Below are 22,222 nucleotides of genomic sequence, written 5' to 3'. Positions count from 1 at the left end.
GGTCGAGGATACGAGCGGCGGACGACGGCGTGCGGATCAGCCCGGCTTCGCCGATCAGTCCTCGACCAGCTCGCCGAGCCGGTCCAGCAGCCCCTCGAAGCCGTGGCCCTCGAGCGGCGCGATCGCGGTCTCGTGGGTCAGGTCGAGGTGCAGCGGGGTGATCGACACGCGGCCGGCGGCGACGGCCGCGAGGTCGGTCCCGGGCAGCGGCTCGAAGCCGTGCTCCATCCCGTAGAGCCAGTAGCTGCGGCGCCCGTCGGGCAGCGTCTCGACCGGCTTCAGCTCGTCGCTGTAGCGGCGCCGGCCCAGGCGGGTGACCTCGACCGCGTGGAGCGCCCCGAGCGGGACGTTGACGTTGAGGATCGTGCGCTCGGGAAGCGGGACGCCGGCCGCCGCCTCGGCCGCGGTGCCCGGCAGCAGGCCGCGGTCCAGCTCGGCGACGATCCGCGCGCCGACCTCGGCCGCCGCCGAGAAGTCCCACGTGTGCTCGCGCCGCAGCGACCACTCGCCGTGCGGCGAGGCCATCGACAGCGCCACGCCGGGGAGGTCGTGGATCACGGCCTCGAGCGCGGCGGCGACGGTCCCGGAGTAGGTCACGTCCTCGCCCAGGTTGGCGCCGTGGTTGATGCCGCTGACGACCAGGTCGGGGTGCCAGCCGTCGATCACCCCGTGGGCGGCGAGCCGCACGCAGTCGGTCGGCATCCCGTCGGTCGCGATGCCGACCGTGCCGTCGTCGAAGGGCACGTCCTGGACCACGAGCGGCCGCCGGACCGTGATCGCGCGCGCGGTCGCCGAGCGGTTGCCGTCGGGCGCGACGACGCGCAGGTCGATGCCGGGCAGCCGCACCAGGGCGCGGCGCAGCGCCTGCAGGCCCTCGGCGTGGATGCCGTCGTCGTTGGTCAGGAGGACGCGCGTCGTCATGCCCGATCCAGGGTAGTCGGGCCGGGCCGGGCCGGGCGACGGGCTAGCCCCAGGGCGGACGGCCCCAGCCGGGCGGAGGCAGCGCCGGCCCGCCGACCAGCTCCGGGTAGCCGATGCCCGCCAGGTGCAGGCCCTGCGGTGGCAGCGTGACGCCGGCCGCCGAGCGCGGCGCGCCCTCCAGCAGCGCCGCGAAGCCCTCGAGCGAGCGGCGCCCCGCCGCGACCTCGAGCATCGTCCCGACCAGGATCCGGTTCATGTGGCGCATGAACGCGTCGGCCTCGATCCAGAACTCGAGCGTCTCGCCGTCGCGGCGCCAGGCGGCCTGGATCACCCGCCGGCGGAAGCGGACGTGATCGGTCCGGCTGGGCGTGAAGGCGGTGAAGTCCGGCTCGCCGGTCAGCAGCCCCGCGCAGGCGCGCAGCGCGTCGTCGTCGATCGCGTGGGGCCACCAGAGCGCCCAGCGGCGACCGAACGGCGACGGGGTCGGGCGGGTGTGCAGCCGGAAGCAGTAGGTGCGGCTGGTGGCGGCGCGGCGCGCGTCGAAGCTCCCGTCGATCGCGACCGCCGACCGCACCCCGACGTCGTGGGGCAGGATCGCGTTGACGCTGCGGACGTTCGCCGGCGCCCCGTCGTAGGAGGCGACCTGGGCGACGGCGTGGACGCCGCGATCGGTGCGGCCGGCGACCACCAGCCGCGTCTCGCTGCGGCGGATGGTCGTCAGCGCCCGCTCCAGCTCGCCCTGGACCGTGCGCAGCCCCGGCTGCGCCGCCCAGCCGGCCAACTCGGTCCCGTCGTACTCGATCTCCAGCCGCGTCGTGCTCACGCCGCCGGCCATCCTCGCGCACGTGGCCGGGTCGCGCGTCGCGGCCCGGGTGGCGTCAGCTCGCCCCGCCGCCCGCGAGCTGGCGTCACGATCGCGCGCTATCCGCCGCGGGATGACGCCAGCTCCCGGCGCCGCGTGAAGATGACGCCGCTGACCGCATCACCGCAGCCGGCGCCGGACGGCGCGCCGCACGCGCACGTGCCCGCCGAGCAGCAGCGCGGTCGGCACCAGCACCGCCGCGGGCCAGAAGACGCCCGCGCCCGCGACCGCCCAGACGGTGATCGCACCGCCGTTGACCCCGGTGAAGACCACCGTGTGGGTCCGCATCGCCGCCCGGTCGACGCGCCGCGCGACCTCGGCCCCGCGCGCCCGGGCGGGCGCGGTCGCGACCCGCCGCAGCGCGCCCGGCAGGTCCGACAGCGCCTGGGCCAGGTCGGCGCGGGTCCGGGCGGACGCGACGACGCCGAGCCGCTCCTCCAGCTCCTCCGGGTCGAGCCGCCCGGCCGTGAACTGCGCGCGCAGCTCGCGCTCGGCCAGCTCGCGCTCGCCGTCGCCGATCCGCATCGCGTTCGAGGAGATCGCACGCCAGGTGCTCACCGTTCGAGGGTACCCGTCCGCCCCGGAACGCAGAACGGCCGCCCGATGGGCGGCCGTTCCAAAAGACCAGCGAGGGTCGATGCCCTCAGACGAGCTCGATCAGCACCATCTCGGTGGCGTCGCTCTTGCGCGGCCCGAGCTTCAGGATCCGGGTGTAGCCACCCGGGCGCTCGGCGTAGCGCGGGGCGATGTCCTCGAACAGCTTGTAGGTCGAGAACTTGTCCTGCCCGAGGGCGGACAGCGCCTGGCGGCGGGCGTGCTGGTCGCCGCGCTTGGCCAGCGTGATCAGCTGCTCGATCTCCGGCTTCAGCGCCTTGGCCTTGGCCTGGGTCGTGGTGATGCGCTCGTGCTCGATGACCTCCTTGCAGAGGTTGCGGAGCAGCGCCTTGCGATGGGCGCTGGAGCGGCTGAGCTTGTGGCGGGTCTTCTGATGGCGCATGGAAGGTCCTTCTAGGCGGCGAGCGGTGAACCGCTACTCGTCGCGGAGGCCGTAGCCCCGCGCGGCGAGCGTCTCGACGACCTCGTCGATCGACTTCTTGCCGAAGTTCGGGATGGCGGCGAGCTCGGCCTCGGTCTTCGAGGTCAGGTCGCCAACGGTCTGGATGCCCGCACGCTTCAGGCAGTTGTAGGAGCGGACGCCGAGCTCCAGCTCCTCGATCATCATCTCGTCGGTCGGGTCGCCGAAGGCGCCGTCGCCGACGAGGCCGTCCTCGAGCTCGCCGCCGACGGAGGCGCGCAGCTCCTCGACCCGGTCCGGGTCGGTGAAGACGGCCAGCTGCTGGATCAGGATCTCGGAGGCCTCGCGCAGCGCCTCGCCCGGCTCGATCGAGCCGTCGGTCTCGATGTCCAGCGAGAGCTGGTCGAAGTCGGTGCGCTGACCGACGCGGGCCGGCTCGACGCGGTAGGCGACGCGCCGGATCGGCGAGAAGATCGAGTCGATCGGGATGACGCCGATCGGCTGGTCCGGGGTCTTGTTCTCGTCGGCGGAGCGGTAGCCGCGCCCCTGGCCGATGGTCAGGTAGACCTCGAGCTTGGTGCCGGCCTCGAGGGTCGCGATGTGCGCCTCGGGGTTGAGGATCTCGACGCCCGCGGGCAGGTCGATGTCCTTGGCGGTGACCTCGCCGGGGCCCTCGGCCACCAGCGGGGCCTCGACCTCGGTCGCGTCGGAGTGCATCCGGCAGACGAGCGTCTTGAGGTTGAGGACGATGTCGGTGACGTCCTCGGTGACGCCGTCCAGCGTCGTGAACTCGTGGGCAACGCCCTCGATCCGAACGTTGGTGACCGCAGCACCCGAGAGGAAGCTCAGCAGCACGCGGCGGAGCGAGTTGCCGAACGTGTAGCCGAAGCCGCGCTCGAGGGGCTCGATCGTGAACGTGCCGCGGTTGTCCTCAACGGATTCGCTGGTGATCCGAGGGGTCTGGTAGTCGAGCATCAGGGTCCTTGCTTCTTCTTCGTCGGAAGACGGGCGGTCGCGGTGGTGGCGGGCGACCGCGAGTTCGGCGGGGCGGAGGCTGTCCGCCTCCACCCGACCGGGCCGATCACATCGAGTCGCGCTCGGCGATCGGCGGGGGGTCCTCAGACCCGGCGGCGCTTCTTGGGACGGCAGCCGTTGTGGGCTTGCGGGGTCACGTCACGGACGGTCGTGATCTCCAGGCCGGCGGCCTGGAGCGAGCGGATCGCCGTGTCGCGGCCCGAGCCGGGGCCCTTCACGAAGACCTCGACCTTCTCGAGACCCTGCTCGATGCCCTTGCGAGCAGCCGAGTCCGCCGTGACCTGGGCGGCGAACGGCGTCGACTTGCGCGAGCCCTTGAACCCGGCGCCGCCGGCGGACTCCCAGGCGATCACGTTCCCCTCCTTGTCGGTCAGGGAGACGATCGTGTTGTTGAAGCTCGTCTTGATGTGGGCCTGGCCAACCGGAATGTTCTTCTTCGGCTTGCGGCGACCGCGCGCGGGGCGCTTGGGAGCGGGCATGAGGTTCTACGTGACTCCGTGCTACTTCTTGCCGGGCTTCTTCTTGCCGGCGGTCGGCATGCGCTTCGGGCCCTTGCGGGTCCGAGCGTTCGTCTTGGTCTTCTGCCCGCGAACGGGAAGGTTGCGGCGATGGCGCAGGCCGCGGTAGCAGCCGATCTCCATCAGGCGCTTGACGCTCTGGTTGCGCTCGCGACGGAGGTCGCCCTCGACCACGACGTTGCGATCGATGTGGTCGCGGAGGGAGGAGACCTGCTCCTCCGTCAGATCGCGGACCTTGGTGTCACGGTCGATCCCGGTAGCGGCCAAGATCTCGTTCGAGCCCGAGCGGCCAATCCCGTAGATGTAGGTGAGACCGATCTCGATCCGCTTGTTGAGCGGGATGTTGATGCCGGCGATACGTGCCATCGATCAGCCCTGCCGCTGCTTGTGCCGCGGGTTCTGGCAGATCACGAGGACATTGCCGTTACGGCGAATGACCTTGCACTTCTCGCACATCGGCTTGACCGACGGTCGTACCTTCATGGTTCCCTTCTCGGCTCGATGACCAGCGGTCTGGCTCTGACGGCGCAACAGCCCACCGCTACCAGCCGCTGAGGCGCGCACGGTCCAGGGCAGGACGTGACACGCGCAGACTCGGCACGATACCAGACGGATTCCCAGGGACGCGTTGTGCCCCGAAGGCGCCGGTCGACGACCGGCGAGCCTCGGTGCTCAGCGCGCTCCCGGCGCGGCGGACGGAGCAGCCTACCAGCGGTCGCCCCACGGTGTCAGGACCCTCGGTCCCTGCTCCGTGATCGCGACGGTGACCTCGGCGTGCGTGGCGCGCGCGCCGTCGACGGTGAAGACCGACCAGCCGTCGTCCGCCATCCGGATCGCGGCCCGTCCCAGGGTCAGCATCGGCTCGACGGCGATCACCAGGCCGACCTCGAGCGGACGGCCCGTGCCGGCCCGCCCGACGTTCGGCACCTGCGGCTCCTCGTGCAGCGCACGACCGACGCCGTGGCCGATCAGCGACGGGAAGACCTGCAGGCCCGCCGTACGGGCCCGTGCCTCGACCGCGGCCCCGATGTCGCCGATGTGCCCGCCAGGCCGGCAGACGGCGACTGCGTCGGCCAGAGCGGCCTCCGCGGTCTCGATCAGGTGGCCGTCGGCCGCCCCCGCCTCGCCGACGGGGACGGTGCGGGCCGCGTCGGCGACCCAGCCGTCGAGGGTGACCCCGACGTCGAGCGAGACGATGTCGCCCTCGTCGAGGCGCACCGGACCGGGGATCCCGTGGACCACCAGGTCGTTCGGCGACGCGCAGATCGCCCCGGTGAAGCCGCGGTAGCCGAGGAACGACGGCGTGCCGCCGGCGGCGGCGATCCGCTCCCGCGCCAGCGCGTCGAGGTCGCCGGTCGTGACGCCGGGCCGGACGGCCGCCTGGAGGGCGTCGAGGACGTCGGCGACCACCTGCCCGGAGGCGGCGATCGCCTCGACCTCGTCGGGGCGCTTCAGGCGGACGGCCACGATGACCAGCGGCGGGGCGCGCCGCGCTCCTAGACCGCGTCCTCGAGCCGCAGCGTGGAGATCGTCTTGCGGACGTGCGCCTCGACCTCGTCGGCCGGCGCGGTGCCGTCGAAGCGGTGCAGCAGGCCCCGCTCCTCGTAGTAGCCGATCAGCGGCGCCGTCTGCTCGTGGTAGACCGCGAGCCGCTTGCGGATCGTGTCGGGCTTGTCGTCGTCGCGCTGGATCAGGTCCGTGCCGTCGACGTCGTCCTTGCCGGCGACCTTGGGCGGGTCGAACTCGACGTGGTAGATCCGTCCCGACGACGAGACGCGGCGCCCGGAGAGCCGGCGGACGATCTCCTCGTCCGGGACCTCGATCAGGAGCACGCCGTTGAGGTCGCGGCCGAGCTGCGACAGCGCGCCGTCGAGCGCCTCGCCCTGGGCGATGTTGCGGGGGAAGCCGTCGAGCAGGAAGCCGTCGGTCGCCTGCTCGGCGCGAACGCGCTCGAGGATCAGGCCGATCACCAGCTCGTCGGGGACCAGCTGGCCCTCGTCCATGTAGCCCTTGGCCTGCAGGCCGAGCTCCGAGGCCTCGCGGACGGCCGCCCGGAGGATCTCGCCGGTGACGATGTACTCGAGTGGCTCGCTCGCGGTCAGGCGCTCGCCCTGGGTGCCCTTGCCGGCTCCGGGGGGTCCCAACAGGATCAGGTTCAACTCGGTCATGCCGTCAATCCTCTGTGCCGTTGAACGCCCACCGATCCCACGCGCCGCGGGTCGGGGGGACTCACTTCAGGAAGCCCTCGTAGTTGCGCATCATCAGCTGCGCCTCGATCTGCTTGACCGTGTCCAGCGCGACGCCGACGACGATCAGCAGCGAGGTGCCGCCGAACGCGAAGCCCTGCGTCGTCTGGTTGAACAGGATCGACGGCAGCGCGGCGACGGCGGCCAGGTAGAGCGCTCCGGGGAACGTCAGGCGCGCCAGCACGCGGTCGAGGAACTCGGCCGTCGGCCGGCCGGGTCTGACGCCGGGGATGAAGCCGCCGTACTTCTTCAGGTTGTCCGCCTGCTCGACCGGGTTGAACGTGACCGCGGTGTAGAAGTAGGTGAACAGGATGATGAAGATCGTCTCGCCGCCGATGTAGGCCCAGCCACCGGCCCGGAACAGCTCCTGGACGCTGTTCGACGGGTCCTTGGTGACGAACTGCGCGATGGTCGGCGGGATCGACATGATCGACGCGGCGAAGATCACCGGGATCACGTTGGCCATGTTGACCTTCAGCGGCAGGTAGGTCTGGCCGCCGCCGCTCATCCGCCGGCCGATCACGCGCTTGGCGTACTGGATCGGGATCCGGCGCTGGCCCTCCTGGATGAAGACGACCGCCGCGATCACCGCGAGCGCGAGGAACGGCATCAGGACCTTGAAGACCTGGTCGCCGCTCTGCCACCAGTTGCTGACGCCCGAGGGCAGGCCCGAGACGATCGACGCGAAGATCATCAGCGACATGCCGTTGCCGATCCCCCGCTGGGTGATCAGCTCGCCCATCCACATCACGATCATCGCGCCCGCGGTCAGCGAGACGGCGATCATGAAGACGTGGCCGGCGTTGAAGTTCGTGATCAGCGGCTCGCCCGCCTGCCCCGACAGCGACTTGAAGAGGAAGACGTAGGCGATCGACTGACCGGCCGCCAGCGCGACCGTCAGGTAGCGGGTGTACTGCGTGATCCGCTGCTGCCCGATCTCGCCCTCCTGCTTGAGCTTCTCGAGCGAGGGGACGACGACCTGCAGCAGCTGCAGCACGATCGACGCGGTGATGTAGGGCATGATGCCCAGCGCGAAGATCGCGATCTGGCTGAGCGCGCCGCCGGAGAAGACGTTCAGCAGCTGCAGCGCGCCGCCGCCCTGGAACGAGGCGGACTCCTGGAGCGCCTTGACGCCCTCCGAGGAGACGCCGGGGACCGGGATCTGCGCGCCGATGCGGTAGAGCGCGAGCAGCAGCAGCGCGAAACCGATCTTCTTGCGGATCTCCGGGACGGTGAACGCGCCGGTGAGGATGCGGATCATCGTGCTCGTGCTCGCAGTGGCTGGTGGCGGTCAGGCGGCGGGGCGGTCGTTGCCGTCGCCGGAGTGGCGACGGGAACGGTACCCCGCGGCGGAAACGGGCGACGCGGGCCGTGCGGGCCCGCGCCGGAGATCAGGATGGTACGCACCGACGGCTCCGGACGGCTTGCGCACGGAGCATCGCCGGTGCAACCGGGTGAAACGCGTCAGTCCTCGATCAGGACGACCGTGCCGCCAGCGGCCTCGATCGCCTCGCGCGCGGAGCCGCTGAAGCGGTGCGCGTGGACCGTCAGCGGGCCCTGGAGCTCGCCGCGGCCGAGGACCTTGACCGGCACGCCCTTGCGGGTGGCCAGGCCCTTCGCCTGCAGCGCCTCGAGCGTGACGTCGGCGCCCGACTCGAAGCGGTCGGCCAGGTCGTCGAGGTTCACCGGCTGGGTGGCCGTGCGGAACCGCTCGAACGGCATCGACGTCTTCTTGTTCGGGCCGCGCAGCTTGCGCATCCGGCTCTGGATCGGGTTCTGACCGCCCTCGAAGCCGGCGCGATCCTTGGCACCCGAGCGCGAGCCCGCGCCCTTGTGACCGCGACCGGACGTCTTGCCCATGCCCGAGCCGTGGCCGCGGCCGACGCGCTTGCGCGGCTTGCGGCTGCCCGGAGCCGGCTTCAGCGAGTGGAGCCCGGTGTCGGCGAGCGACTGCTCGTTGTTCTCGGTGCTCATCACGCCTCCTCGACGCGCACCAGGTGACGCACCGCATGCAGCGCGCCGCGCTGCTGGGGCGTGTCCTGGACTTCGACGGTGTGGCCGATCCGCCGCAGACCGAGCGAGCGCAGGGTGTCGCGCTGCGCCTGGTTGCTGCCGATCGACGACTTGAACTGGGTGGCCTTCAGCGTGCTCATGCGGGCACCTCCTCCGAGGGCGTCTCCTCGACGGCCTCCTCGGCGACGGCCACGGCCTCGCGCTGCGACAGGCCGAGCACGTCGGCGACGCTGATGCCGCGGAGGTCCGCGACCTCCTTCGGCGTGCGCAGCGTCTGCAGCCCGTTGACCGTGGCCTTGACCAGGTTGATGGGGTTCTGCGAGCCGAGGCTCTTGCTCAGGATGTCGTGCAGGCCGGCGAGCTCCAGCACGGCGCGGACGCCGCCGCCGGCGATGACGCCGGTACCGGGCGAGGCCGGCTTCAGCAGCACCTGGCCGGAGCCGAAGCGCCCGATCACCGGGTGGGTGATCGTCGAGCCGTGCTTGGGGACCTTGAAGAGGTCCTTCTTCGCCCGCTCGACGGCCTTCTGGATCGCCGTCGGGACCTCGTTGGCCTTGCCGTAGCCGACGCCGACCACGGAGTTCTCGTCGCCGACGACCACGAGGGCCGTGAACGAGAAGCGACGGCCGCCCTTGACGACCTTCGCGACGCGGTTGATCTCGACGACCCGCTCCTGCAGGTCGAATCCGACGGGGCTGACAGTTCGATCGATAGCCATTGGTTCAGGGCTCCTAGACGGTGAGCCCGCCCTCGCGGACGGCTTCGGCGAACGCCTGCACGCGTCCGTGGTACTGGTAGCCGCCGCGGTCGAACACGGCGGTCTCGATCCCGGCGGCCTTGGCGCGCTCGGCCAGCAGCTGGCCGGCCTTGGCGGCCTGGTCCTTCTTCGACAGATCGCGCAGCTCCGGCTCGGTCCACTGGACCGAGGTGATCGTGCGGCCCTGCTCATCGTCGATGAGCTGGGCGAAGATGCCGCGGTTGCTGCGGAACACGGCGATGCGCGGCCGCTCGGCGGAGCCGGAGACCTTCGCCCGCACGCGGCGGCGGCGCTTGAGGCGACGTGCCTCCTTGGTGACGACGCTCATGCGCGCTTGCCCACCTTCCGGATGACGTACTCACCCTCGTAGCGGATGCCCTTGCCCTTGTAGGGCTCCGGCGGCCGCTTCTTGCGAATCTTGGCCGCGGTCTCGCCGACGAGCTGCTTGTCGGTGCCCTTGACGATGATCCGCGTGGGCTGCGGGACCTCGAACTCGATGCCCTCCGGTGCCTCGATCGGCACCGAGTGCGAGTAGCCGAGGGCCAGCTCGAGGTCCTTGCCCTTGAGCGCGGCGCGGTAGCCGACGCCCTGGATCTCCAGCGTCTTGGTGAAGCCGTCGGTGACGCCCTCGACCATGTTGGCGATCAGGCTGCGGCTGAGGCCGTGCAGCGCGCGGTGCGGCCCGCGGTCGGTCGGCCGGGTCACCACGATCTCCGCACCCTCCTGGGTGACGGTGATGTCGCGGTGGATGGCCTCCGAGAGGCTGCCCTTGGGGCCCTTCACCGAGACGGTGCCGGGCTCGATGGTGATGTCGACCCCGCTCGGGACGGGGATCGGCTTGCGTCCGATGCGGCTCATGCGTGCCTCACCACACCTCGGCCCAGACCTCGCCACCGACGCCCGCAGCGCGAGCGTCGTGACCGGTCATGATGCCGCTCGACGTGGAAACGATCATGGTGCCCAGGCCGCCGAGCGACTTCGGGACCTGGCCCGCGCCGACGTAGTAGCGCTGCCCGGGCCGGGAGACGCGGCGCAGGCCGGTGATGGCCGAGCTCCGGTCCTTGGTGTACTTCAGCGTGATGTGCAGGACGTCGCCGGGAGTGTCCTTGGACGGCTCCGTGGTGACGTCGGCGATGTAGCCCTGCTCCTTGAGGATGCGGGCGATCTCGCGCTTCGAGTTCGATGCCGGCACGTCCACCGTGCGGTGGGCGGCGGTGATCGCGTTGCGGATCCGGGTCAGGAGGTCCGCGATCGGGTCAGTCGTCGACATCTGGCTACCAGCTGCTCTTCGTCATGCCGGGGATGTAGCCGCGATGCGCCAGCTCGCGCAGGCAGATGCGGCACACGCCGAACTTGCGGTAGACCGAGCGCGAGCGGCCGCAGCTGCGGCAGCGCGTGTACTCGCGGGTCTGGTACTTCGAGGGGCGCGCCTGGCGGACGCGCTGAGAGGTCTTCGCCATGGGTCAGCTCCCCTGGGTGGTCGTGGACGGGTCGAGCGGCGGCGGAGCGCCCTCGGGACGCTTGCCCTCGCGCGAGAACGGGAAGCCGAACGCCTGGAGCAGCGCGAACGCCTCGCCGTCGGTCTTCGCCGTGGTCGTGATGTTGATGTCGAGACCGCGGATCTGGTCGATGGCGTCGTAGTCGATCTCCGCGAAGATGATCTGCTCGCGGACGCCGATCGAGTAGTTGCCGCGGCCGTCGAAGCTCGTCGTCTTGAGGCCGCGGAAGTCCCGGACGCGCGGAAGCGCGATCGAGAGCAGGCGATCGAGGAACTCGTACATCCGCTCACCGCGCAGCGTGACGGCGGCGCCGACCGGCATGCCCTCGCGCAGCTTGAAGCCGGCGATCGACTTGCGGGCGCGGCGCACGCTCGGCTGCTGACCGGCGATCGCGGCCAGCTGCTCGGTCGCGGCAGCGAACGTCTTGTTGTCCTGCTTCGCCTCGCCCAGACCCATGTTGAGGGTGATCTTCTCCAGGCGCGGGACCTGCATCACGGAGCTGTACCCGCCCTGCTCGAACAGCTGGGGGCGGATCTCTTCGAGGTAGCGCGTCTTCAGTCGCGCGGTCGTGGTCGCACTCATCGCAACTACCTCAGTCGATCGGCTGACCCGAACGGCGGGCGACGCGCGTCGCGCGTCCGTCCTCGCCACGGGTCACGCCCACGCGGGTGGGCTTGTTGGTCTTGGGATCTACGAGCATGACGTTGGAAACGTGAATCGGGCCCTCCTTGGCGATCACTCCGCCCTGGGCAGCCGGGCTGCCGGGGGACGCCATGGGGTTGGGCCGCTGGTGGCGCTTGACCAGGTTCACGCCCTCGACGACCACGCGCTCGTTGGCGGGGTCGACCTGCAGGACGGAGCCGGACTTGCCGCGGTCCTTGCCGCTGATCACGACGACGGTGTCGTCGCGACGGATACGAAGCCCCATGCTAGAGCACCTCCGGGGCGAGCGACACGATCTTCATGAACGACCGCTCGCGCAGCTCGCGAGCGACCGGCCCGAAGATGCGGGTGCCGCGCGGGTTGTTGTTGGCGTCGATGATGACGGCCGCGTTCTCGTCGAACGCGATGTAGGTGCCGTCGTCGCGGCCGAACTCCTTGCGGGTCCGGACCACGACGGCCTTGACGACCTCGCCCTTCTTGACGGAGCCGTTGGGCGTCGCCGACTTGACGGTCGCGGTGATCGTGTCGCCGACCCGCGCGTAGCGACGGCGGGAGCCGCCGTGCACGCGAATGGTCAGGATCTCGCGGGCGCCGGTGTTGTCGGCGACCTTGAGGCGGGACTCGTTCTGGATCACTTGGCACGCTCCACGATCTCGGCCAGGCGCCAGCGCTTGGTCTTCGACATCGGGCGCGAGGACTGCACGCGGACGGTGTCGCCCTCGCCAGCCTCGTTGTGCTCGTCGTGCGCCTGCAGCTTCGACGAGGACCGCACGATCTTGTGGTACTTCGGGTGCCGCTTCTGCGCGTCGATCCGGACGATGATCGTCTTGTCGCCCTTGGCGGAGCTGACGACGCCCTGACGGATCTGGACGCGGCCGGGCTCGTGCTCGGCCGGCGGGGTGCCCTCGCCCTTCTCGGTCTTGCGCTCGCGCTCCTGGAGGCGGCGACGACGACGCGCGGCGGCCTTCGCCTTGCGGGTCTCGGCCCGCTCGCGGGCGCGCTCCTCGGGGGTGCGCTGCGGCTTGGCGGTGGCGCCCTGCCGCTGGCGGTACCACTGGCGACGCTGGGACGGCGACAGGTCGGCGGGCGGACCCTCCGGCTGCTCCTCGGTCGCCACGGCGGCGGCCTCGGTCGTCTCCTCGGTCGCCGCGGCGGCCTCGGTGGTCTCGTCGGCGGTCACGTCGACGGCCTCTTCGGTGTTCTCGGTGTTCTCGTCAGCCATCAGCGGATCCCGTCCACATCGATGCCCCGCTGACGCGCGATGGTGAGCGCGCGGGCGAGGTCGCGGCGCGCGGTGCGCAGCGTGGAAGTGTTCTCGAGCTCTCCGGTCGCCTGCTGGAAGCGCAGACCGAAGATCTCCTTGCGTGCGGTGGCGATCTGCTCGGCGATCTTCTTGTCGTCGAGGTCGCGCAACTCCTGGGGACGCATCACTCGTCCTCCGCGGTGACGAACTTGGTCTTCACGGGCAGCTTGTGGCCGGCGAGGCGGATCGCCTCGCGGGCCAGGGGCTCGGGGACGCCGGCCAGCTCGAACATCACGCGTCCGGGCTTGACGACGGCGACCCAGCCCTCGGGCGAGCCCTTGCCGGAGCCCATGCGGGTCTCGGCCGGCTTCTTGGTCACGGACTTGTCCGGGAAGACGTTGATCCAGACCTTGCCGCCACGCTTGATCTTGCGGGTCATGGCGATACGGGCAGCCTCGATCTGGCGGTTGGTGATCCAACCGGCCTCGAGGGTCTTGATCCCGTACTCGCCGAACTGCACCCGGTTCTGCCCGCGCGAGAGACCGCGCTTGCGACCGCGATGCACCTTGCGGTGCTTGACGCGCTTCGGGGCCAGCATCAGCGACCTCCCTGAGGTCCGCGTCCGCGACCACCGCCGGCGCCACCGGGACCGCCGGGGCCCCGACCGCCACCGCCGCCGCCACGACCACCACGGTCGCCGCCGCGGAAGCCGCCGCGATCGCCGCCACCGCCACGGTCGTCACGACGACCACGACGACGGTCGCGATCCTGCGTGCTCGGACCGTCGACGTCGGTCAGGTCCGATCCGCCGTAGCCCTCCGGCATGATCTCGCCCTTGTTGACCCAGACCTTGACGCCGATCCGACCGAACGTCGTCTTGGCCTCGTAGAAGCCGTAGTCGATGTCCGCGCGCATCGTGTGCAGCGGGACGCGCCCGTCCTGGTAGGACTCGGTGCGCGACATCTCGGCGCCGCCGAGGCGGCCGCCGACCTGGATCTTGCAGCCCTTGGCGCCCGAGCGCATGGCGCTCGTGAGGGCGCGCTTCATCGCGCGGCGGAAGGCCACGCGGTTCTGCAGCTGCTCGGCCACGGACTGGGCCACGAGCTTCGCGTCCAGCTCCGGACGGCGAACCTCGAGGATGTTGACCTTGACCTGCTTCTTGGTGATGCGGTGCAGATCCTTGCGCAGAGCGTCGACCTCGACGCCCGACTTGCCGATCACCACGCCGGGGCGAGCCGTCCGGATGGACACCTCGACCTCGTTCTTGTTCTTCCGGATCGTGATGTCCGAGAGACCGGCGTGGGCGAGCTTCGTCTGGATGTGGGTGCGGATCTGACGATCCTCATCCAGGAAGTCGGCGGTGTTCTGCGCGCTGAACCAGTGGCTCTTCCAGTCGTGGATGTAGCCCACGCGCATCGACTCGGGATGGACCTTCTGTCCCATGTCAGACCTCGTCCTTCGGCGTGAGCTGGATGGTCAGGTGACTGGTGCGCTTGTTGATCCGGTACGCGCGGCCCTGGGCCCGCGGCTGGAAGCGCTTGAGCGTCGGACCGTCGTCGGCGACCACGGCCTTGATGCGCAGCTCGTCGCCGATCAGCTCGTGGTTGTTCTCGGCGTTGGCGACCGCGGACTCGAGCACCTTGCTCCAGTCCTGCGCCGCCGAGCGCGTGCTGTGCGCCAGGATCGCGCGGGCCTGCTCGACGTCCTTGTCGCGGATCAGGTCCGCGATCAGGCGCGCCTTGCGCGGCGTCGTGCGCACGTACTTGGCGACCGCGCGGACGACCGGCGCCTCGCCGACCGGCTGGGCCCGGCGAGCGCGGCGGGCATCGGCCCGGGCGCCGCCACGGACCTGCTGCACCGGCGCGGCATGGCTGTGGTCGTGATCGTGGTCGTGGTCGTGGTCATGCTCGGCCACGGGCGCCTCGTCGGCGGCCGGAGCCTCGTCCTCGACCTCGTCGGCGACGACCTCGTCGTCGGCCTGGACGTCCGCAGCCTCCTCCGACGCCGAAGCCTCGGCGGTCGTGGCAGCCTCGTCGGCCTTCGGCGACTCCTCGACGACCTCGGGGGTCTCGGGCGTCACCTCGGGCTGCGGCGCGTCGCTGGTCTCGTTCTTGGGGGTCTCGTCAGCCATGGATCAGCGCCTCTTGGCGGTGTCGCCGTGACCGCGGTAGGTCCGGGTGGGCGCGAACTCGCCCAGCTTGTGACCGACCATCGACTCCGACACGAAGACGGGCACGTGCTTGCGCCCGTCGTGGACGGCGATCGTGTGCCCGACCATCTCCGGGAAGATCGTCGAAGCCCGCGACCAGGTCTTGATCAGCTTCTTCTCGTTGGCGGAGTTCATGGACTCGATGCGCGTCATCAGACGCTCCTCGACCCACGGCCCCTTCTTGCTCGAACGGCTCATCGGGGCTACTTCCTCTTGCCCTTGCCGCGACGGCGACCACGCACGATGTAGCGGTCGGACGGCTTGTTCTTCTTACGGGTGCGGTAGCCCAGCGTGGGAACGCCCCACGGGGTGACCGGGTGACGGCCGGGCGTGGTGGAACCCTCGCCGCCGCCGTGCGGGTGGTCGACCGGGTTCATCGCCGTGCCGCGCGTCTGCGGGCGGATGCCCATGTGACGCTTGCGGCCGGCGTTGCCGATCTTCACGTTCTGGTGGTCGGCGTTGCCGACGCTGCCGATGGTGGCACGGCAGCCCTCGCGAACGAGGCGCATCTCGCCGGACGGCAGGCGCAGCGTCGCCATCCCCTGGTCCTTGGCCATCAGCTGGATGACCGAGCCGGCGGAGCGACCGAGCTGGCCGCCCTTGCCGGGCTGCAGCTCGACGTTGTGCACGACGGTGCCGGCCGGGATGTCCTTCAGCTCGAGCGCGTTGCCGACCTTGATGTCGGCATCGGGCCCGCTCTGGACGGTCGTGCCGACCTCCAGGTTGCGCGGCGCCAGGATGTAGCGCTTCTCGCCGTCGGCGTAGTGCAGCAGCGCGATGTACGCGGTCCGGTTCGGGTCGTACTCGATCGAGGCGACCTTCGCGGGCACCCCGTCCTTGTCGCGCTTGAAGTCGATCCGACGGTAGAGGCGCTTGGCGCCGCCGCCACGGTGACGCGCGGTCTTGCGCCCGTTGTTGTTGCGGCCACCGGACTTCGTCAGACCCTCGACGAGCGAGCGCTCCGGCTCGGTCTTCGTGATCTCGGCGAAGTCCGCGTAGGTCGCGAACCGCTGGGCGGGAGTGGTGGGCTTCGGCTTGCGGATACCCATGACTACTCCTCGATGCCCTGCAGCGACTGGAAGATCGGGATCTCCTCGCCCTCGCGCACCTGCACGATGGCCTTCTTCCAGGAGCGCGTGCGCCCGCTGGTCGTGCCGCGCCGCTTCGGCTTGCTCTTGACGCTGGCCGTCTTCACGTCGACGACGTGAACATCGAACAGCGACTCGATCGCCTGGCGGATCTGCGTCTTGTGCGCGTCGGGGTGAACCCGGAACGTGTACTTGCCGACCGTCGCGAGGACGTAGCTCTTCTCGCTGACGACCGGGCGGATGATGACCTGGGTCGCATCCATGATCAGGAGACCTCCTCGGCCACGGCGGCCTTGCCGGCGGCGCGGTTGGTGAGCTCGTCGATCGCGACCTGCGAGAGCAGCAGGCGCCCGGCGCCGACCACGTCGGCGACGCCGACGGCCTCGGCCGGGAGCACCGACACCTTGGTCAGGTTGCGGAACGAGAGGGCGACCTTCGCCTCGGACTCGGCGAGGACGACGAGGATCGAGCCCTTGCCGTCCCAGCCCTTCAGCAGCGAGCCGGCGGCCTTGGTCGACGGCTCGGCGAAGGTGCCGATGTCGAAGGCCGCGACCGAGCCGCGGAGACCGTGCAGGGAGAGCGCGCTGCGGAGGGCGGCCCGCTTCTCCTTGCGGTTGATCTTGAAGGTGTAGTGGCGCGGCGACGGGCCGAAGATCGTGCCACCGCCGGTCCAGATCGGCGAGCGGCTCGAGCCGGCGCGGGCACGGCCGGTGCCCTTCTGGCGCCACGGCTTGCTGCCGCCGCCGGAGACCTGGCCGCGGGTCTTCGTCTTCGCGGTGCCCTGCCGGCGAGCGTTCAGCTCGTGGCGGACGTTCTGGTGAACGAGCGGGCCGTTGAACTCGACGCCGAAGACGGCGTCATCGAGCTGGACGGTCCCGCCGCCGAGGATCGGTGCCTCAGGCATCGGTACGCACCTCCACGAGGCCGTTGCGCGGGCCCGGAACCGAGCCGCGCACGATCAGCAGGTTGTCGTCGGCATCGACGCGCACGACCTCGAGGCCGGGCTGCGTCACGCGGCCGCCACCCATGCGGCCGGGGCCACGGATGCCCTTGAAGACGCGCGCCGGGTAGGCGGCGGCGCCGATCGAGCCCGGGGCGCGGGTGTTGTGCGAGCCGTGGGTCACCGGGCCGCGGGCGAACCCGTGGCGCTTGACGGTGCCCTGGAAGCCCTTGCCCTTGGAGGTCGCGGCGACGCGGACCTTCTGGCCGGCCTCGAAGGCGTCGACCGTCACGGTCTGGCCGACCTCGACGTCGAGGTCGACGTCGCGGAACTCCACCAGGTGGCGGTGGGGACCGACGCCGGCCTTCTTCAGGTGCCCGAGCTCGGGCTTGGAGACGTGCTTCTCCTTGGTCGCGCCGAAGGCGAGCTGCACGGCGTCGTAGCCGTCGCGATCGGCGGTCCGCTTGCCCGTGACGGGGCAGGGCCCGGCCTCCAGGACGGTCACGCGCTCGACCCGGCCGTCCTCGAGGAACAGCTGCGTCATGCCGAGCTTCTTGGCGAGAATCGCGGCCATGGCTCAGCCCGCCAGACGGATCTCGATGTCGACGCCCGCGGGGAGGTGATCGAGCCGCTGGAGCGAGTCGACCGTCTTGGGCGTCGGCTGGTGGATGTCGATGAGCCGCTTGTGCGTGCGGATCTCGAAGTGCTCGCGGGAGTCCTTGTCCTTGAACGGGGACCGGATCACGCAGTAGACGTTCTTCTCCGTCGGCAGAGGCACGGGACCGGAGACGGTCGCGCCAGTGCGCTGCGCCGTCTCGACGATCTCCTTCGCCGCCGACTCGATGGCCGACGTGTCGTAGGCCTTGAGCCGGATGCGGATCTTGTTTTGTGTGGCTGCGGCCATCGGGGGCTCTCTACTTACCGTTCCGTCTGCTGTCTGGAAGAAGCTCTGTGCTGGGGTGCTGCGGGAGTTCATCCCTCCCGCTTGCCGGTCGGCGCGTGAGGCGCGCCGCTGCCGGTCCAGCGAGCGACCCCCGGCGGCGCCGCGACGATCGCGGGCTCCGGGGGCCGTGGCGGGGCGCTACCGCCCGCCCCGCAGCGCTCGGTTCGAGCGGCGAAGGGCGGGGCGGGCGGGCGCTGTCCGACGGGGTGCTGCTACTGGACGATCTCCGAGACGACGCCGGAACCGACCGTGCGGCCGCCCTCGCGGATGGCGAAGCGCAGGCCCTGGTCCATGGCGATCGGCTGGATCAGCTCGATCTCCATCTGGACGTTGTCGCCCGGCATGACCATCTCCGTGCCCTCGGGCAGGTTCGCCACGCCGGTCACGTCCGTGGTGCGGAAGTAGAACTGCGGGCGGTACCCGGAGAAGAACGGCGTGTGACGGCCACCCTCCTCCTTCTTGAGGACGTAGACCTCGGCCTTGAACTTCGTGTGCGGCGTGATCGAGCCCGGCTTGCACAGGACCTGACCGCGCTCGATCTCCTCGCGCTTCGTGCCGCGGAGGAGGGCGCCGATGTTGTCGCCGGCCTCACCGCGGTCGAGCAGCTTGCGGAACATCTCGACGCCGGTGACGACCGTCTTCGCCGGGTCCTTGATGCCGACGATCTCGACCTCGTCGCCGACGTTGATGACGCCCTGCTCGATGCGGCCGGTCGCGACGGTGCCGCGGCCGGTGATCGAGAAGACGTCCTCGACCGGCATCAGGAACGGCTTGTCCAGCGCGCGGACCGGGTCCGGGATGTAGGTGTCGAGCTGCTCGGCGAGATCGAGGATCTTCTGCTCGTACTCAGCATCGCCCTCGAGCGCCTTCAGCGCCGAGCCGACGACGAACGGGACGTCGTCGCCCGGGAAGTCGTACTCGTTGAGCAGGTCGCGGACCTCGACCTCGACGAGCTCGAGGAGCTCCTCGTCGTCGACCATGTCCGCCTTGTTCAGGAAGACCACGATGTACGGCACGCCAACCTGCTTGGCCAGCAGGATGTGCTCGCGGGTCTGGGGCATCGGGCCGTCGGCGGCGGACACGACCAGGATCGCGCCGTCCATCTGGGCGGCACCGGTGATCATGTTCTTGACGTAGTCGGCGTGCCCGGGGCAGTCGACGTGCGCGTAGTGACGGTTCGCGGTCTCGTACTCGACGTGCGAGGTCGAGATCGTGATGCCGCGCTCCTTCTCCTCGGGCGCGTTGTCGATCTCCGCGAACGAACGAGCCTCGCCGCCGCCGGCCTTCGCCAGCACGGTCGTGATCGCCGCCGTCAGCGTCGTCTTGCCATGGTCGATATGACCGATGGTGCCCACGTTGACGTGGGGCTTGCCGCGCTCGAACTTCTCCTTGGCCACTGCTCGCTCCTGAGTCTCTTCTGCGTGTGAAAGGTCGGTGCTGGGGTGTTCAGCTCCGGAAATGGGCGAACCTGCGAAAGGTAGCCCAGTCCGGTGGTTGCGTGCGTTCCGGCTAGGCCTTCGCGCCGGTGCGGGTCGCCACGATCTCCTCGGCCACGTGCGAGGGGACCTCGTCGTAGCGCTCGAACTGCATCGTGTACGTCGCGCGACCCTGGGTCGCCGAGCGAAGATCGGTCGAGTAGCCGAACATCTCGCTGAGCGGGCAGTAGGCGTTGACGACCTGCGCGTTGCCGCGGGCCTCCATGCCCTCGATCCGTCCGCGACGGCGGTTGAGATCGCCGATCACGTCGCCCATGAACTCCTCGGGCGTGACGACCTCGACCTTGAAGATCGGCTCCAGCAGGATCGGCTTGGCACGCCGGGCAGCCTCGTTGAACGCCATGTTGGCGGCGATCTTGAAGGCGACCTCCGAGGAGTCGACCTCGTGGTACTTGCCGTCGACGACGGTGACCTTGACGTCGACCATCGGGTAGCCGGCCTTGGGGCCGGTGTCCATGCCCTCGGCCAGGCCCTTCTCGACGGCGTTGTGGTAGTCGACCGGGATCGAGCCGCCCTTGATCTTGTTCTCGAAGACGAAGCCCTCGCCCGGTGCCGGCTCCATGTCGATGTAGACGACGCCGAACTGGCCCGAGCCGCCGGTCTGGCGGACGAACTTGCCCTCGACCTTCTCGACCTTGGACTTGATCGTCTCGCGGTACGAGACCTGCGGCGTGCCGACGTTGGCCTCGACGTTGAACTCGCGCCGCATGCGGTCGACGAGGATCTCGAGGTGCAGCTCGCCCATACCGGAGATCTCGGTCTGGCCGGTCTCCTCGTTGGTCTCGACCTGGAAGGTCGGGTCCTCCTCGGCCAGGCGCTGGAGGGCGACGCCCATCTTCTCCTGGTCGGCCTTGGTCTTCGGCTCGACGGCCACCTTGATGACCGGCTCCGGGAAGTCCATCGCCTCGAGCACGATCGCGTGGTTCGGATCGCAGATCGTGTCGCCCGTGTACACCTGCTTAATGCCCACGGCCGCGGCGATGTCGCCGGAGTAGACGCGCTCGACGTCCTCGCGGTCGTTGGCGTGCATCATCAGGATGCGGCCGATGCGGTCGGTCTTGCCGGTGTTCGTGTTGAGCACCTTCGAGCCGGCCTCGAGCTGGCCCGAGTAGACGCGGAAGAAGGTCAGCTTGCCGACGAACGGGTCGGTCGCGATCTTGAACGCCAGCGCGGCGAACGGGGCGGAGTCGTCCGAGGGACGCTCCTCCTCGTGGGTCTCGCCGTCCTTGGCGGTGACGATGCCCTTGATCGGCGGCACGTCGAGCGGCGACGGCAGGTAGGCGACGACCGCGTCGAGCAGCGGCTGCACGCCCTTGTTCTTGAACGACGAGCCGCAGAGGACCGGGTTGATCGAGAGGTCGAGCGTGGCGGCGCGGATCGCGCTCTTGAGCCGGTCGACCGGGATCTCCTTGTCCTCGAGGACGAGCTCCATGAGCTCCTCGTCGTGGTCGGCGACCGCGTCGACGAGCTTCTCGCGCGCGGCGGCCGCGGCGTCGGCGTACTCGGCGGGGATCTCGACGACGTCGATCTCCTTGCCGATGTCGTCCTTGTAGATCTCGGCCTTCATCTCGACTAGGTCGATGATCCCGGCGAAGTCGGCCTCGGACCCGATCGGCAGCTGGATCGGCACGGCGTTGGCGCCGAGCCGGTCGATCATCGTGCGGACCGACATCTCGTAGTCGGCGCCGGTGCGGTCCATCTTGTTGACGTAGGCGATGCGCGGCACGCCGTAGTCGTTGGCCTGGCGCCAGACCGTCTCGGACTGCGGCTCGACGCCGGCGACCGAGTCGAAGACGGCGACCGAGCCGTCGAGCACGCGCAGCGACCGCTGGACCTCGACGGTGAAGTCGACGTGGCCCGGCGTGTCGATGATGTTGATCCGGTGCTTGTCCCACTCGGCGGTGGTGGCGGCGGAGGTGATCGTGATGCCACGCTCCTGCTCCTGCTCCATCCAGTCCATCGTGGCGGCGCCGTCGTGGACCTCACCGATCTTGTAGGTGCGACCGGTGTAGAAGAGGATGCGCTCGGTCGTGGTCGTCTTGCCGGCGTCCACGTGCGCCATGATCCCGATGTTCCGGGTCTTCTCGAGGGAGTACTTGCGAGACATGAAGATCTTCCGAGATACGCAGACGACTTGGGGAGGCAAGGAGCGGACCCTCCGGTTGCGGACAGCACGACGGGACCGAGGTCCCGCGCACGTCCACGCCGGAGGCGCGACAGAGCGCGAAGAGCTTCCCGCCGGGAGGCGCGCGTGAGCGGCAGCACCGGACGGGCAGCGGCGGAGGACTATAGCAGAGGATCGAATGCGATCCGGCGCGGCTCCGACCGCCCCGGATCGCCCGTGGCCACTGGCCGTTCGCGACTCTGGTGGACGGGCGCCGGACTGGTCGCGATCGGGGTCCTCGGATTGCTCGCGGCGACGGTCCTGCCGGTGATCGAGTACCGGGTTCCGGCGGGCACCCCGCGCGGCTTCGACACGTCGGTCGTCGGCTGGGAGCGCAGCGGGCCGCTGCTGCCGCTGGTCGCGCTGGTCGCGCTCGCGCTGGCGGGGACGGCGATGCGCGGCGACGCGCGGCCGGCGGTCGCGATCGCCGGGCTCGGCGTGGTCGTGGTCGTGCTGGCGATCGTCCGCGACGCGCCGCGGCTGGACGAGACGATCGGAGCCGGGCCGGACTACGCCGACGCCAGCTCCGGGGCCGGGCTCGGCTGGTTCGCCCAGACCGGCGGGGCGGTCGCGCTGCTGGTCGGCGGGGCGGCGCTGGCCGCCGCCGCGG

34 protein-coding genes and 1 pseudogene are annotated in these 22,222 nt (G+C 70.3%); 1 reads left to right on the top strand and 34 read right to left on the bottom strand.

The genetic code is table 11. The features are described 5' to 3' along the window. Positions 1–54: 54 nt before the first annotated feature. The 34 genes from surE to fusA all read right to left on the bottom strand — a co-directional run bounded on the left by surE (position 55) and on the right by fusA (position 21,555). Positions 55–921: a 5'/3'-nucleotidase SurE gene (gene surE / locus PAI11_RS17155; RefSeq protein ID WP_007577102.1), complete on the bottom strand. Its 867-nt coding sequence runs from the start codon at positions 919–921 to the stop codon at positions 55–57. A 43-nt stretch (positions 922–964) separates the two neighbouring features. Next, positions 965–1,744, bottom strand: coding sequence for a tRNA pseudouridine synthase A (locus PAI11_RS17150; protein WP_007577100.1), 780 nt, complete (start codon positions 1,742–1,744; stop codon positions 965–967). A 159-nt stretch (positions 1,745–1,903) separates the two neighbouring features. Continuing rightward, positions 1,904–2,341, bottom strand: a complete 438-nt coding sequence (locus tag PAI11_RS24660; RefSeq protein ID WP_007577098.1) for a DUF1707 SHOCT-like domain-containing protein — start codon at positions 2,339–2,341, stop codon at positions 1,904–1,906. Positions 2,342–2,426: 85 nt separating this feature from the next. Next, the gene (gene rplQ, locus PAI11_RS17140) at positions 2,427–2,780 is read right to left on the bottom strand and encodes a 50S ribosomal protein L17 (RefSeq protein ID WP_007577096.1); all 354 of its coding nucleotides are present in this window, start codon (positions 2,778–2,780) and stop codon (positions 2,427–2,429) included. 33 nt (positions 2,781–2,813) lie between these two features. Beyond that, the gene (locus PAI11_RS17135; RefSeq protein WP_040600754.1) at positions 2,814–3,773 is read right to left on the bottom strand and encodes a DNA-directed RNA polymerase subunit alpha; all 960 of its coding nucleotides are present in this window, start codon (positions 3,771–3,773) and stop codon (positions 2,814–2,816) included. A 143-nt stretch (positions 3,774–3,916) separates the two neighbouring features. Beyond that, positions 3,917–4,312, bottom strand: coding sequence for a 30S ribosomal protein S11 (gene rpsK / locus PAI11_RS17130; RefSeq protein ID WP_007577092.1), 396 nt, complete (start codon positions 4,310–4,312; stop codon positions 3,917–3,919). Between the two features lie 21 nt (positions 4,313–4,333). After that, positions 4,334–4,717, bottom strand: coding sequence for a 30S ribosomal protein S13 (gene rpsM, locus PAI11_RS17125; protein WP_007577090.1), 384 nt, complete (start codon positions 4,715–4,717; stop codon positions 4,334–4,336). 3 nt (positions 4,718–4,720) lie between these two features. After that, a complete protein-coding gene (rpmJ, locus tag PAI11_RS25560) occupies positions 4,721–4,834 on the bottom strand; it encodes a 50S ribosomal protein L36 (protein WP_007577088.1) in 114 nt (37 codons plus the stop codon). Between the two features lie 222 nt (positions 4,835–5,056). Further along, a complete protein-coding gene (map, locus tag PAI11_RS17120; protein WP_040600753.1) occupies positions 5,057–5,818 on the bottom strand; it encodes a type I methionyl aminopeptidase in 762 nt (253 codons plus the stop codon). 29 nt (positions 5,819–5,847) lie between these two features. Continuing rightward, positions 5,848–6,519, bottom strand: a complete 672-nt coding sequence (locus PAI11_RS17115; RefSeq protein WP_007577086.1) for an adenylate kinase — start codon at positions 6,517–6,519, stop codon at positions 5,848–5,850. Positions 6,520–6,580: 61 nt separating this feature from the next. Next, positions 6,581–7,858: a preprotein translocase subunit SecY gene (secY, locus tag PAI11_RS17110; protein WP_007577084.1), complete on the bottom strand. Its 1,278-nt coding sequence runs from the start codon at positions 7,856–7,858 to the stop codon at positions 6,581–6,583. Between the two features lie 203 nt (positions 7,859–8,061). Continuing rightward, positions 8,062–8,571 (bottom strand): 50S ribosomal protein L15, encoded by a 510-nt coding sequence (rplO, locus tag PAI11_RS17105; RefSeq protein WP_007577082.1) that lies wholly within the window; start codon positions 8,569–8,571, stop codon positions 8,062–8,064. Beyond that, positions 8,571–8,750 (bottom strand): 50S ribosomal protein L30, encoded by a 180-nt coding sequence (gene rpmD / locus PAI11_RS17100; protein ID WP_007577080.1) that lies wholly within the window; start codon positions 8,748–8,750, stop codon positions 8,571–8,573. The genes rplO and rpmD overlap by 1 nt, the downstream gene beginning before the upstream one ends. After that, on the bottom strand, positions 8,747–9,328 hold the full coding sequence (rpsE, locus tag PAI11_RS17095; RefSeq protein ID WP_007577078.1) for a 30S ribosomal protein S5: 582 nt from the start codon (positions 9,326–9,328) through the stop codon (positions 8,747–8,749). Before rpsE ends, rpmD begins: the two co-directional genes overlap by 4 nt. A gap of 13 nt (positions 9,329–9,341) precedes the next feature. Further along, positions 9,342–9,695: a 50S ribosomal protein L18 gene (gene rplR / locus PAI11_RS17090; protein WP_007577076.1), complete on the bottom strand. Its 354-nt coding sequence runs from the start codon at positions 9,693–9,695 to the stop codon at positions 9,342–9,344. After that, the gene (gene rplF / locus PAI11_RS17085; RefSeq protein ID WP_007577073.1) at positions 9,692–10,225 is read right to left on the bottom strand and encodes a 50S ribosomal protein L6; all 534 of its coding nucleotides are present in this window, start codon (positions 10,223–10,225) and stop codon (positions 9,692–9,694) included. Before rplF ends, rplR begins: the two co-directional genes overlap by 4 nt. A 7-nt stretch (positions 10,226–10,232) precedes the next feature. Beyond that, positions 10,233–10,637: a 30S ribosomal protein S8 gene (gene rpsH / locus PAI11_RS17080; protein ID WP_007577071.1), complete on the bottom strand. Its 405-nt coding sequence runs from the start codon at positions 10,635–10,637 to the stop codon at positions 10,233–10,235. A gap of 4 nt (positions 10,638–10,641) precedes the next feature. Next, positions 10,642–10,827 carry a type Z 30S ribosomal protein S14 gene (locus PAI11_RS17075; protein ID WP_007577069.1) on the bottom strand — a complete coding sequence of 62 codons (186 nt, stop codon included), beginning with the start codon at positions 10,825–10,827 and terminating at the stop codon, positions 10,642–10,644. Positions 10,828–10,830: 3 nt separating this feature from the next. Beyond that, the gene (rplE, locus tag PAI11_RS17070) at positions 10,831–11,448 is read right to left on the bottom strand and encodes a 50S ribosomal protein L5 (RefSeq protein ID WP_007577067.1); all 618 of its coding nucleotides are present in this window, start codon (positions 11,446–11,448) and stop codon (positions 10,831–10,833) included. Between the two features lie 10 nt (positions 11,449–11,458). Then, on the bottom strand, positions 11,459–11,794 hold the full coding sequence (rplX, locus tag PAI11_RS17065) for a 50S ribosomal protein L24 (protein WP_007577065.1): 336 nt from the start codon (positions 11,792–11,794) through the stop codon (positions 11,459–11,461). 1 nt (position 11,795) lies between these two features. Then, the gene (gene rplN / locus PAI11_RS17060) at positions 11,796–12,164 is read right to left on the bottom strand and encodes a 50S ribosomal protein L14 (protein WP_007577062.1); all 369 of its coding nucleotides are present in this window, start codon (positions 12,162–12,164) and stop codon (positions 11,796–11,798) included. After that, positions 12,161–12,394: a 30S ribosomal protein S17 gene (gene rpsQ, locus PAI11_RS28185; RefSeq protein ID WP_040600759.1), complete on the bottom strand. Its 234-nt coding sequence runs from the start codon at positions 12,392–12,394 to the stop codon at positions 12,161–12,163. The genes rplN and rpsQ overlap by 4 nt, the downstream gene beginning before the upstream one ends. A gap of 356 nt (positions 12,395–12,750) precedes the next feature. Next, a complete protein-coding gene (gene rpmC / locus PAI11_RS17050; RefSeq protein ID WP_007577058.1) occupies positions 12,751–12,957 on the bottom strand; it encodes a 50S ribosomal protein L29 in 207 nt (68 codons plus the stop codon). After that, positions 12,957–13,370, bottom strand: coding sequence for a 50S ribosomal protein L16 (gene rplP, locus PAI11_RS17045; protein ID WP_007577056.1), 414 nt, complete (start codon positions 13,368–13,370; stop codon positions 12,957–12,959). Before rplP ends, rpmC begins: the two co-directional genes overlap by 1 nt. After that, positions 13,370–14,215, bottom strand: coding sequence for a 30S ribosomal protein S3 (gene rpsC / locus PAI11_RS17040; RefSeq protein WP_007577054.1), 846 nt, complete (start codon positions 14,213–14,215; stop codon positions 13,370–13,372). Before rpsC ends, rplP begins: the two co-directional genes overlap by 1 nt. Before the next feature lies 1 nt (position 14,216). Next, a complete protein-coding gene (gene rplV / locus PAI11_RS28505; protein WP_007577052.1) occupies positions 14,217–14,903 on the bottom strand; it encodes a 50S ribosomal protein L22 in 687 nt (228 codons plus the stop codon). A gap of 3 nt (positions 14,904–14,906) precedes the next feature. After that, the gene (gene rpsS / locus PAI11_RS17030) at positions 14,907–15,179 is read right to left on the bottom strand and encodes a 30S ribosomal protein S19 (RefSeq protein WP_007577049.1); all 273 of its coding nucleotides are present in this window, start codon (positions 15,177–15,179) and stop codon (positions 14,907–14,909) included. Between the two features lie 5 nt (positions 15,180–15,184). Next, on the bottom strand, positions 15,185–16,030 hold the full coding sequence (rplB, locus tag PAI11_RS17025) for a 50S ribosomal protein L2 (RefSeq protein WP_007577047.1): 846 nt from the start codon (positions 16,028–16,030) through the stop codon (positions 15,185–15,187). Between the two features lie 2 nt (positions 16,031–16,032). Then, a complete protein-coding gene (gene rplW / locus PAI11_RS17020) occupies positions 16,033–16,332 on the bottom strand; it encodes a 50S ribosomal protein L23 (protein WP_007577046.1) in 300 nt (99 codons plus the stop codon). Between the two features lie 2 nt (positions 16,333–16,334). Continuing rightward, entirely contained in the window at positions 16,335–16,973 is a 639-nt protein-coding gene (rplD, locus tag PAI11_RS17015) for a 50S ribosomal protein L4 (protein ID WP_007577045.1), read from the bottom strand. Then, positions 16,966–17,583 (bottom strand): 50S ribosomal protein L3, encoded by a 618-nt coding sequence (rplC, locus tag PAI11_RS17010; protein WP_007577044.1) that lies wholly within the window; start codon positions 17,581–17,583, stop codon positions 16,966–16,968. Before rplC ends, rplD begins: the two co-directional genes overlap by 8 nt. 3 nt (positions 17,584–17,586) lie before the next feature. Continuing rightward, complete coding sequence (gene rpsJ / locus PAI11_RS17005; protein WP_007577043.1) at positions 17,587–17,913, bottom strand: 30S ribosomal protein S10; 327 nt, start codon at positions 17,911–17,913, stop codon at positions 17,587–17,589. 251 nt (positions 17,914–18,164) lie between these two features. Next, the gene (gene tuf, locus PAI11_RS17000) at positions 18,165–19,349 is read right to left on the bottom strand and encodes an elongation factor Tu (protein WP_007577042.1); all 1,185 of its coding nucleotides are present in this window, start codon (positions 19,347–19,349) and stop codon (positions 18,165–18,167) included. 112 nt (positions 19,350–19,461) lie between these two features. Next, positions 19,462–21,555, bottom strand: coding sequence for an elongation factor G (gene fusA / locus PAI11_RS16995; protein ID WP_040600752.1), 2,094 nt, complete (start codon positions 21,553–21,555; stop codon positions 19,462–19,464). 234 nt (positions 21,556–21,789) lie between these two features. Here fusA and PAI11_RS16990 point away from each other — a divergent pair. Next, a pseudogene (locus PAI11_RS16990) lies at positions 21,790–22,222 on the top strand (hypothetical protein); the annotation flags it as partial.

It is taken from the genome of Patulibacter medicamentivorans (assembly GCF_000240225.1).
GTDB classification, from domain to species: Bacteria; Actinomycetota; Thermoleophilia; order Solirubrobacterales; family Solirubrobacteraceae; genus Patulibacter; species Patulibacter medicamentivorans.
The sequence above is the reverse complement of the archived record's forward strand: the minus strand, read 5'-3'. Positions and strand labels throughout refer to the sequence as shown.

What these genes read in the sequence shown, in the direction of transcription:
- rplF (WP_007577073.1), bottom strand. Translation starts at nt 10,225, where the DNA reads ATGAGCCGCATCGGACGCAAGCCGATCCCCGTCCCGAGCGGGGTCGAC.
- rplB (WP_007577047.1), bottom strand. Translation starts at nt 16,030, where the DNA reads ATGGGTATCCGCAAGCCGAAGCCCACCACTCCCGCCCAGCGGTTCGCG.
- rplD (WP_007577045.1), bottom strand. Translation starts at nt 16,973, where the DNA reads ATGCCTGAGGCACCGATCCTCGGCGGCGGGACCGTCCAGCTCGATGAC.
- PAI11_RS17075 (WP_007577069.1), bottom strand. Translation starts at nt 10,827, where the DNA reads ATGGCGAAGACCTCTCAGCGCGTCCGCCAGGCGCGCCCCTCGAAGTAC.
- PAI11_RS17135 (WP_040600754.1), bottom strand. Translation starts at nt 3,773, where the DNA reads ATGCTCGACTACCAGACCCCTCGGATCACCAGCGAATCCGTTGAGGAC.
- rpsJ (WP_007577043.1), bottom strand. Translation starts at nt 17,913, where the DNA reads ATGGCCGCAGCCACACAAAACAAGATCCGCATCCGGCTCAAGGCCTAC.
- rpsC (WP_007577054.1), bottom strand. Translation starts at nt 14,215, where the DNA reads ATGGGACAGAAGGTCCATCCCGAGTCGATGCGCGTGGGCTACATCCAC.
- surE (WP_007577102.1), bottom strand. Translation starts at nt 921, where the DNA reads ATGACGACGCGCGTCCTCCTGACCAACGACGACGGCATCCACGCCGAG.
- rpmD (WP_007577080.1), bottom strand. Translation starts at nt 8,750, where the DNA reads ATGAGCACGCTGAAGGCCACCCAGTTCAAGTCGTCGATCGGCAGCAAC.
- rplC (WP_007577044.1), bottom strand. Translation starts at nt 17,583, where the DNA reads ATGGCCGCGATTCTCGCCAAGAAGCTCGGCATGACGCAGCTGTTCCTC.
- fusA (WP_040600752.1), bottom strand. Translation starts at nt 21,555, where the DNA reads ATGTCTCGCAAGTACTCCCTCGAGAAGACCCGGAACATCGGGATCATG.
- rpmC (WP_007577058.1), bottom strand. Translation starts at nt 12,957, where the DNA reads ATGCGTCCCCAGGAGTTGCGCGACCTCGACGACAAGAAGATCGCCGAG.
- rplV (WP_007577052.1), bottom strand. Translation starts at nt 14,903, where the DNA reads ATGGCTGACGAGACCCCCAAGAACGAGACCAGCGACGCGCCGCAGCCC.
- rplQ (WP_007577096.1), bottom strand. Translation starts at nt 2,780, where the DNA reads ATGCGCCATCAGAAGACCCGCCACAAGCTCAGCCGCTCCAGCGCCCAT.
- rplO (WP_007577082.1), bottom strand. Translation starts at nt 8,571, where the DNA reads ATGAGCACCGAGAACAACGAGCAGTCGCTCGCCGACACCGGGCTCCAC.
- rplX (WP_007577065.1), bottom strand. Translation starts at nt 11,794, where the DNA reads ATGGGGCTTCGTATCCGTCGCGACGACACCGTCGTCGTGATCAGCGGC.
- rpsM (WP_007577090.1), bottom strand. Translation starts at nt 4,717, where the DNA reads ATGGCACGTATCGCCGGCATCAACATCCCGCTCAACAAGCGGATCGAG.
- rplR (WP_007577076.1), bottom strand. Translation starts at nt 9,695, where the DNA reads ATGAGCGTCGTCACCAAGGAGGCACGTCGCCTCAAGCGCCGCCGCCGC.
- rplE (WP_007577067.1), bottom strand. Translation starts at nt 11,448, where the DNA reads ATGAGTGCGACCACGACCGCGCGACTGAAGACGCGCTACCTCGAAGAG.
- rpsK (WP_007577092.1), bottom strand. Translation starts at nt 4,312, where the DNA reads ATGCCCGCTCCCAAGCGCCCCGCGCGCGGTCGCCGCAAGCCGAAGAAG.
- PAI11_RS17115 (WP_007577086.1), bottom strand. Translation starts at nt 6,519, where the DNA reads ATGACCGAGTTGAACCTGATCCTGTTGGGACCCCCCGGAGCCGGCAAG.
- rpsE (WP_007577078.1), bottom strand. Translation starts at nt 9,328, where the DNA reads ATGGCTATCGATCGAACTGTCAGCCCCGTCGGATTCGACCTGCAGGAG.
- rpmJ (WP_007577088.1), bottom strand. Translation starts at nt 4,834, where the DNA reads ATGAAGGTACGACCGTCGGTCAAGCCGATGTGCGAGAAGTGCAAGGTC.
- rpsS (WP_007577049.1), bottom strand. Translation starts at nt 15,179, where the DNA reads ATGAGCCGTTCGAGCAAGAAGGGGCCGTGGGTCGAGGAGCGTCTGATG.
- rplW (WP_007577046.1), bottom strand. Translation starts at nt 16,332, where the DNA reads ATGGATGCGACCCAGGTCATCATCCGCCCGGTCGTCAGCGAGAAGAGC.
- rpsH (WP_007577071.1), bottom strand. Translation starts at nt 10,637, where the DNA reads ATGTCGACGACTGACCCGATCGCGGACCTCCTGACCCGGATCCGCAAC.
- secY (WP_007577084.1), bottom strand. Translation starts at nt 7,858, where the DNA reads ATGATCCGCATCCTCACCGGCGCGTTCACCGTCCCGGAGATCCGCAAG.
- rplP (WP_007577056.1), bottom strand. Translation starts at nt 13,370, where the DNA reads ATGCTGGCCCCGAAGCGCGTCAAGCACCGCAAGGTGCATCGCGGTCGC.